Source organism: Micromonospora sp. SL1-18, from assembly GCF_047921505.1.
GTDB lineage: Bacteria > Actinomycetota > Actinomycetes > Mycobacteriales > Micromonosporaceae > Micromonospora.
Genome location: NZ_JBLROA010000122.1, coordinates 1 through 7612 on the forward strand (window position 1 = coordinate 1; position 7612 = coordinate 7612).

A 7612-nucleotide genomic window follows, 5' to 3' on the forward strand; every position below is an offset into this window, starting at 1 on the left:
CAGGCGGCGGCGCGTGCGGCCCGTTCAAGGGCCGCCTTGATCCTCTAGAGGCTGATCCGGCGGTGTTCGTCGGCCCCTTGTTCCTTGAGCGGCAGCCAGCGCCCACGACAGTCCCCTTATGCATGCCCTGTTCTCAGTGTCTTTCAGTCATCCATACGCCCAATCAGCATGCTCGCTACCTCGCCCATGCTCGTGATCACCACATCCGCCCCGGCGGCCTGGAACGTCTCGACTTTGGCTGGCCGATTCGCGTAGCCGATCACTCGCACTCCGGCCGCCCGCGCCCCGTGGATATCCGAGAGCGAGTCGCCGACCAGAACGCACCGACCCGGCGGCTCGCCGACGGCGCGCACGGCTTGCAGGACCGGCGCGGGGTTGGGCTTCATGCGGCCCGGTTCGGCGTACGCCCGGCCGACCACCGGCGAGACGTACGCGGCGAGCCGGTGCGCTACCAGGTACGCACTCACCGCGCCGGCCGAGTTGTTGCTGACCACCGCCACCGGCATCCCGGCCTGCCGGGCCGCCACGATGACTTCCCGGCCGTACGGCGTCGGTTCGGCAGTCTCGACGGCCCGGCACTCGGCCGCGCAGAGTGCATCCTCTACCACCCGCGTGACGCCCTGGTCACCGGTCGCCCCGATGCAACGAAGCACCTCAAGCGGGTCCGGCTCGCTGGCGAGATCCGGCGGCACGTCGACGCCGCGCCGCCGCAGCACATCGACCAGCTCGGCGGCAACCTGCGGCGCCGGGTAACCGGCGAAGATGCTGCACACCGGCCCGTCAAAGTCGAGCAGCACCGCACCAACCTCGCCGAGCAGGCGGCCAAGGTCGGCGGTCATCCGTCGTACCGGTAGGCGATGGTCGACCACACCGAGTCGAACCACTGGCGGGACGCCTCCACGAACTGAGCGCCGTGGGAGGTGTCGTCATCGGTCACCGCGTAGTGGAACAGCGGCACGTCCTTGCCCATCAGGTCGTAGATCGCCATCGGCTCACCCTTGATCGATACGGTGCGCTCCACGACCGGATAGAAGCCGTAGAAGACCTCTTCGCCATTCAGGATGTAGAGCTTGAACAGCGGGGACGCCCGGTGCATCCGCACCTCAACACTGGCCGACCGGATCAGGCCGAGGTCGCCCAGCTCGGTGACCTGATCGAGGATGCCGTCCGCTGCCCGGCGGGTGATTCGGTCTGCGCGTTCGCGTACGGCCGGATCGTCGGCCTGCGTCTCGGCTCGTGAAGGCAGTGCCATCGGCACGGTCATGTCGGAGATCAGGACGCGCACGGCGATCGACTCAGGCGCGAGGCGGCCCACACGCACCTTGTCGAGCGCTTCGGCGAGCGCGTCTCGCAGCGTCTCGCCGGAGAACCCGGCGAAGTCGATGGTGACGTGGGGCCGCTCGAACGCGGCTTCGATGTGCGGACGCAGCTCAACGGCCCGCTGCGTCTGCGCACGGACAAACGCGCCGCTCCCTTGCCGGGACACGATTAGCCGCTCTGCCCTGAGCAGGTCTAGGGCTCGCTTGACGGTCTCCCGCGCTACGCCGTAGCGCGCTGCTAGCTCGGGCTGCGACGGCAGCTTGTCGCCGGGAGCTAGTCGGCGGGTGAGGATGGCCGCCCGCAGCTTGTTCGCGATCTGCTGCGACGCCTGCTTCGGGTCGTCCGGGTCTAGGTGCCCAAGGAAGTCAAGGTTCTCGCTCACCCGCTCACGGTAGCGCTGACTAGCCAAGTTGGGAAAGTTCGTCGCGGCATCTTGACCTGACTAGCCAGGCCGGCCTACCGTCATCCCATCGAACCTGGCTAGCCAGGAACGACAAGCCGGTTCGCTACCGGGGAAGGCAGCGCCTCGCGGCGCTGCGCGCCCACGAGCCGCCGCGCGGTCGTTCATTGAGAACTTCACAGCAGAAGCGCCGCGTAGATCCGTCTGCGGCATCCCCGCCTTGAGTCACACGGTGGTCGACCCCGGTAGATCCCGGGCGAGCGGGGCGAGCGGGCCGGATCTTGGCGCGCGGTTTGGGCTTCTGCCTCTTGTCCCTGTTCGTCCCGGGGTGCGGCCGGTCTGGTCGCACCCCGGGCCTTTCCCACTTCATCGACTCCCCCGGAGGTTTCCCGTGAGGAACCACCTCGCCCCCGTCATGGCCGAGCCGACCGCCGCCGACCTGGCGGCCATCGACCGCGAGTGGCCGCTGATCGCCGCCGAGCTGGACCTGCTCGACGCCGAGATCACGATGCTCTACGCCGAGGACCACGGCGGCCCGACCGCGCTGGACTGGCGGAGGCTGCGCCGGGCCGAGGCCCGCGTGACTCGCGCCGCTGCCGGGCTGACCGCCCTCCCCATCCCGCACCGCGCGGCCTGATGTCCCGGGTCCGCGCCGCCTTTCACGATCCGGACGGGGCGCGGTACGGCATCCCCACCTACTGGTGGCGAGGTGCCCCGCCCGGCTACGCCACCCGCCGCCAACTGCGTGCCGCCGGCCTACGGCCCGGTGGCCAGCCGATCGCCGCTCAGGTGCTCTGGCGCGGCGTCGGCGGCACCCGCGCCGCCTACCTCTACCGGGTCGACCTGGCCCAACCCAAGCGCACCGCCACCCCCGCCCAACGCGCCGCCATCGGCAAAGCGTTGACCGCCCGCCGTACCTGTCCCACCTGCGGCACGGTCCGGCCCTACTACATCCCGCGCTCGCTGGGCGAATGCCTCGCGTGCGCCTACCCCCAGGAGGCCGCAGCATGACCGCCCCCACCATCAACGGCACCCGCTACCCCCAACCCATCGACGCCCTGTTGCCCGCCGCCCGCGACCTGGACCTGCCCGAGGGCCAGACCTTCCCGTCGCGCAACCGGCTGATGCGGGAGTTCCGCATCGGCGCGCCGAAGGCTGACGACCTGCTCGCCCGGCTCAAGGCCGAGGCCGCCGAGCCGGTCACCACCGCCGCCGAGCCGGCCGCCACGGACCCGGACCCGGTGCCGGCCGTGCCCGAGTCCGAGCCGCCGGCCGCCGAGCCGGTGGAGATCACGCCGGCCGAGCCGCCGGCCGAGGTCACGCCGGTCGGTCACCCGGACACGCCCACCTCGCGCGCGCCGTCCCGCCCGGCGGCGGTCTGGCCGGTGGTGCTGCTGGCGCTACCCGCGTTCGTGGCTGTCTGGTCTGGGTGGGTCGGACTCGGCGGACTCACCGGGTTCGGCATCGTGCACCCACTGCCGGGTATCTGGGACAGCTTCTCCATCAACTCGGCGATCACGCTGCCGATCGGGGTGGAGACGTACGGCGCGTACGCGCTTTACGTGTGGCTGTCCGGGCGGGTGCCCGGTCCGGCCCGGCGGTTCGCCAAGTGGTCCGCCCTCGGTTCCCTCGCGGTCGGCGCGCTCGGTCAGGTCGCCTACCACCTCCTGGAAGCGGCCGGCGTCACCGTCGCCCCGTGGTGGATCACCACCGCCGTGTCGGTCCTGCCGGTGGCGGTGCTCGGCATGGGCGCCGCCCTGGCGCACCTCGTTCGCTCGCACGACTAGTTCCGCCCGGCGGCACGGCCTATGGCCTCGCAAACCCGTGCCGTGCCGCCGGTCCCCCTGCTGATCCGTAGACCGTTGGAGGAACCCCCATCATGACGTCCCCCCGAGATGATGACCGTTTCGACTGGCAGGCCGCCGAGCGCGACCTGCACTCTCCCGATGCCGAGGTGGTGGACCTGGACGCCGCCCGGTCCCGCCGGCAGGCATCCGCCGCCCCCGACGACGACCTGGCCGACGTCCCCACCGGTCGGCGGTTGGTCGATTCGCCCGCCGCGCAGCGGTCCCCGCGGTTCACTGTCGCCGGTTTGCAGGACGCGAAGCGGCGGCCGATCGTGCCGGCGTGGCTGCGCTCCCGTGCCGAGCTGCGCGACGCCGCCCGCTGGACGGTCGGGCACCTGTTCCACGCCGGCACCTACCACCTGACCCGCACCCCGAAGTACGCCGGCAAGCTGGTCTGGCGTTCCCCGCGGGGCGCGGGCCGGCTGCTGACCGGGTGGGGCCGGTGGCTGTTCGACCTGCAAGGCGAGCACGTGCGCCAGCTCATGGCGGACAAGGGCGACGCCGAGCTGTACCTGAAGGTGTCGAAGCTGCGTGACCAGCGCGTCCGGTGGCGCGGCTTCGTCACCGCCGCCGTCGTGCTCGGCGTGCTCCCTGCCCTCGGGATCGCCTACGCCCTGGCCCCGCCCGAGGCCCGGTACGCCACCCTCGCCGCCATTCTGGCCGCCCTCGGCGCTCTCGGGCGGCCGGCGGACAAGCCGCTGCTCGACACCGCCGTCATGGTGCCGAAGGTGCAGAAGCTCACCTCGGATGTGGTGGTGCGCGCTTTGGGCAACCTCGGCATCACCGGCATCAACCAAGCGCTTGCCAAGGGCGACCGGGGCAAGGACTGGTTCCCCGCCCCGATCACCCGCGACGGCCCCGGCTGGCGCGCCGACGTGGAACTGCCCAACGGCGTCACCGCCACCGAGGTCATCGAGAAGCGGGAAAAGCTCGCCGCCGGCCTCAGCCGGCCCCTCGGCTGCGTGTGGCCCGAGGGACAGCCCGAGGTGCACCCCGGCCGCCTCGTGCTCTGGGTCGGGGATCAGGACATGTCCAAGGCCCGCAAGCCCGTGTGGCCGCTGCTCAAGGCCGGCACCGTGGACCTGTTCCGGCCACAGCCGTTCGGCACCGACCCGCGCGGCCGGTGGGTCGAACTCACGTTGATGTTCATGGCGATGGTCATCGGCTCCATCCCCCGCATGGGCAAGACCTTCACCCTGCGGGAAGTCCTGTTGATCGCCGCCCTGGATCCGCGTGCGGAGATCCACGCCTACGACCTCAAGGGCACCGGCGACCTGTCCGCGCTGGAGCAGGTCGCCCACCGCTACCGCGCCGGTGAAGAGGACGAGGACATCGAGTACGCCGTGGCCGGCATGCGGGAGCTACGCGAGGAGCTGCGCCGCCGCGCCAAGGTGATCCGCGACCTCCCCCGCGACCTGTGCCCGGAAAACAAGGTCACGCCCGAGCTGGCCTCCAAGAAGAGCTTGGGGCTGCACCCCCTGGTCGTGGGGGTGGACGAGTGCCAGAAGTGGTTCGAGCACCCCGAGCACGGCAAGGAACTCGAAGCCATCAGCACCGACCTCGTCAAACGCGGGCCGGCACTCGGGATCATCCCCGTGTTCGCCACCCAGCGGCCCGACGCCAAGAGCCTCCCGACCGGGATCAGCGCGAACGCGTCCACCCGGTTCTGCCTCAAGGTCATGGGCCAGACCGAGAACGACATGGTGCTCGGCACCTCGCAGTACAAGCAGGGCATCCGGGCAACCATGTTCGCCTGGACCGACAAGGGCACCGGCTACTTCGTCGGTGAAGGAGCCGACGCGAGGATCACCACCACCGTCAACATCGACGGGCCCCTCGCGGAGCGGATCGCCGCCCGCGCCCGCACCGCCCGTGAGGCCGCCGGCCGACTCACCGGCCACGCCCTCGGCGAGCAACCCGCCACCGCCCCAACCCTCACCTTCAACCTGCTGGAGGACATCGCCGCCGTGGTCCCGGCGAGTGAGGCCAAGGTGTGGTGCCGCACCGTCGCCGCACGGCTGGCCGAGCTGCGGCCCGACGTCTACCAGGGGTGGGACGCCGAGCGGGTGACCGTCGCGCTCAAGCCGTTCGCGGTGAAGGTCGGGCAGACGTGGGGCACCGACCCGGACACCGGCAAGGGCGCCAACCGGGGCGGTTTCGAACGCGCCGCCATCATTGCCGCCATCGCGGAGCGTAACCGGAAACGGGACGCGAGCTAACCCGCGATCGGTCCTAGGTCTAGGACCAGACGGCTCCTAGACCTAGGACCGTCCCTAGGACGCCATCCGAACCCTGATCAGGACGCTAGGAACCTAGCGGCCTCCCCCGAACACACCCTGAAACCGGCCCTGGAGGCTGTCATGACCCCCCGCACCCTGCTAGCCACCGCCCCCTGCCTCATCCTCGCCGCAATCACGCTCGGTTACCTGGCTCTGTGCGTGGTCGCGCCGTTCGGACGCTGCCGCACCTGCCACGGCACCGGCCGCAAGCGATCCCTGCTCGCCCGTGCCGGGCGGGAGTGCCGCCGCTGCGCCGGCACCGGACTGCGGCTGCGCGTCGGCCGGCACGCCATCAACCACATCAAGGACGAGTACCAGGCGGCCAAGCGATGAACCGCCACACCGGACACACCGCGTGGTGCGGCCGGGACCACCGCTGCGGCCTCAGCGAGCACCGATCCGAGGAAATCGTGGTCGACCTACCCGGCCGCGCCCGCGCCGTCCTCGTGCGTGTCCGCACCGCCACCGGTCGAGAGCACGCCGAGGTGCGGCTCAGGGTCGCGCTCGCCCCAACCGAGCTGGCGGCGCGCCGCCAGTTGGCCGGGTTGCTCGGCGACCTGCGGCACACCGTCACCCGCGCCGCCATCGCCGCCCGGCCGCGACCGAGGCGGGCCGCCCGGTGACCGGCGGCCGGTGGCTCGGCGCGAGCAAGGTACTTGGCCGACCGGTGACCGACGCCGAGCCCTATCCGCACATCTGCGGTCGGCTGCTGGCCGGCAAGGACAGCCGCAGCGGCCGACCGGTCTACCTGCAACGGCGTGACTGCGCTGCCTGCGCACACGAACGCCACCAGCGCACCACCCGAGACACATCGCAACCCGGCAACCCGGGCGGGGTGCTGCTCGACCTCGACGCGGCCCGCGCCCGTCGCACCGCACGGAAGGAGAAGACCGTTGCCTGACCTGCTCACCGCCGCCCTGGCCTACGCCGAACGGGGGTGGCCGGTGTTCATGCTCGGCCGCTCCAAACGGCCCGTGGCGAACTGTCCCGCCTGCCCGAAGGCAGACCAAGACCCCACCCACGATCAGGACGCCTGCCCGTGCCTGACCTGTCACGGCTTCTACGCCGCCACCACCGACCCGGCGCGGGTCGCCGCGATCGTGGCCGCCGTGCCGCGCGGGCAGCTCGCCTTACGCACCGGCGCAGCGTCCGAGCTGCTGGTGGTCGACGTCGACCCGGCGCACGACGGAGCGGCCACCCTGGCGCGGCTCATCGCCGCCGGCCTCACCCCGCCCACGGCGCGGGTACGCACCGGATCCGGTGGCCTGCACCTCTACTACCGGCACCCCGGCCGGCATATGCCGTGTAGCCAGGGCAAGCCCGGCCAAGGACTCGGCCCCGGCATCGACGTGAAGGCCGACGGCGGATACGTCGTGCTGCCGCCGTCCGTGCATCCGCGCACCGGGCGTCCCTACCGGTGGATACCCGGCCAGGCCGTGAAGGAGATGCCCCCCGCCCTGCTCACGGCCTGCCTGCCGCCGCCGGCACCGCCCATCCCGGCCGTGACCGGCCCGATCCGCGTGCGTGAGGCGGGGGGCATCTCCCACCCTGACCGGCTCCTGGCCGCACTACTCGACCGGGTCACTGCCGCCCCCGAGGGAGTGCGCCGCACCACCCTCTACGGCGTCGCCCGAGGCGTCGCCCGCATGGTCGCCGCCGACGCCATCGATCGCGCCGACGCCATCGCCGCCCTCACCGACGCCGGCCGCCGCGCCGAACAGACCGACCGCGATATCCGCGCCGCCATCCGTGGCGGCTTCCGAGCC

General features: G+C 71.8%; 10 protein-coding genes. 8 read left to right on the forward strand and 2 right to left on the reverse strand.

The window, feature by feature from the left end; all coding sequences use genetic code 11:
* Positions 1-143: 143 nt before the first annotated feature.
* Together ACNAW0_RS29325 and ACNAW0_RS29330 are read right to left on the reverse strand one after the other, a co-directional pair.
* On the reverse strand, positions 144-839 hold the full coding sequence (locus ACNAW0_RS29325) for an HAD family hydrolase (RefSeq protein ID WP_416291280.1): 696 nt from the start codon (positions 837-839) through the stop codon (positions 144-146).
* Positions 836-1702, reverse strand: coding sequence for a GntR family transcriptional regulator (locus ACNAW0_RS29330; RefSeq protein WP_416291281.1), 867 nt, complete (start codon positions 1700-1702; stop codon positions 836-838). Before ACNAW0_RS29330 ends, ACNAW0_RS29325 begins: the two co-directional genes overlap by 4 nt.
* 409 nt (positions 1703-2111) lie before the next feature.
* Here ACNAW0_RS29330 and ACNAW0_RS29335 point away from each other — a divergent pair, with 409 nt between their 5' ends.
* The 8 genes from ACNAW0_RS29335 to ACNAW0_RS29370 all read left to right on the forward strand — a co-directional run.
* A complete protein-coding gene (locus ACNAW0_RS29335) occupies positions 2112-2357 on the forward strand; it encodes a DUF6284 family protein (protein WP_416291282.1) in 246 nt (81 codons plus the stop codon).
* Complete coding sequence (locus tag ACNAW0_RS29340; protein WP_416291283.1) at positions 2357-2731, forward strand: RRQRL motif-containing zinc-binding protein; 375 nt, start codon at positions 2357-2359, stop codon at positions 2729-2731. Before ACNAW0_RS29335 ends, ACNAW0_RS29340 begins: the two co-directional genes overlap by 1 nt.
* Positions 2728-3507: an ABC transporter permease gene (locus ACNAW0_RS29345; protein WP_416291284.1), complete on the forward strand. Its 780-nt coding sequence runs from the start codon at positions 2728-2730 to the stop codon at positions 3505-3507. Before ACNAW0_RS29340 ends, ACNAW0_RS29345 begins: the two co-directional genes overlap by 4 nt.
* A 92-nt stretch (positions 3508-3599) precedes the next feature.
* On the forward strand, positions 3600-5786 hold the full coding sequence (locus ACNAW0_RS29350; protein WP_416291285.1) for a cell division protein FtsK: 2187 nt from the start codon (positions 3600-3602) through the stop codon (positions 5784-5786).
* 141 nt (positions 5787-5927) lie between these two features.
* Positions 5928-6179, forward strand: coding sequence for a hypothetical protein (locus tag ACNAW0_RS29355; RefSeq protein WP_416291286.1), 252 nt, complete (start codon positions 5928-5930; stop codon positions 6177-6179).
* The gene (locus ACNAW0_RS29360) at positions 6176-6469 is read left to right on the forward strand and encodes a hypothetical protein (RefSeq protein ID WP_416291287.1); all 294 of its coding nucleotides are present in this window, start codon (positions 6176-6178) and stop codon (positions 6467-6469) included. Before ACNAW0_RS29355 ends, ACNAW0_RS29360 begins: the two co-directional genes overlap by 4 nt.
* A 44-nt stretch (positions 6470-6513) precedes the next feature.
* Positions 6514-6747: a hypothetical protein gene (locus ACNAW0_RS29365; RefSeq protein ID WP_416291288.1), complete on the forward strand. Its 234-nt coding sequence runs from the start codon at positions 6514-6516 to the stop codon at positions 6745-6747.
* Positions 6740-7612: bifunctional DNA primase/polymerase (locus ACNAW0_RS29370; protein ID WP_416291289.1), on the forward strand; the 873-nt coding region annotated here is incomplete at its 3' end. The genes ACNAW0_RS29365 and ACNAW0_RS29370, both read left to right, overlap by 8 nt.

What these genes read in the sequence shown, in the direction of transcription:
- ACNAW0_RS29345 (WP_416291284.1), top strand. Translation starts at nt 2,728, where the DNA reads ATGACCGCCCCCACCATCAACGGCACCCGCTACCCCCAACCCATCGAC.
- ACNAW0_RS29350 (WP_416291285.1), top strand. Translation starts at nt 3,600, where the DNA reads ATGACGTCCCCCCGAGATGATGACCGTTTCGACTGGCAGGCCGCCGAG.
- ACNAW0_RS29360 (WP_416291287.1), top strand. Translation starts at nt 6,176, where the DNA reads ATGAACCGCCACACCGGACACACCGCGTGGTGCGGCCGGGACCACCGC.
- ACNAW0_RS29340 (WP_416291283.1), top strand. Translation starts at nt 2,357, where the DNA reads ATGTCCCGGGTCCGCGCCGCCTTTCACGATCCGGACGGGGCGCGGTAC.
- ACNAW0_RS29325 (WP_416291280.1), bottom strand. Translation starts at nt 839, where the DNA reads ATGACCGCCGACCTTGGCCGCCTGCTCGGCGAGGTTGGTGCGGTGCTG.
- ACNAW0_RS29355 (WP_416291286.1), top strand. Translation starts at nt 5,928, where the DNA reads ATGACCCCCCGCACCCTGCTAGCCACCGCCCCCTGCCTCATCCTCGCC.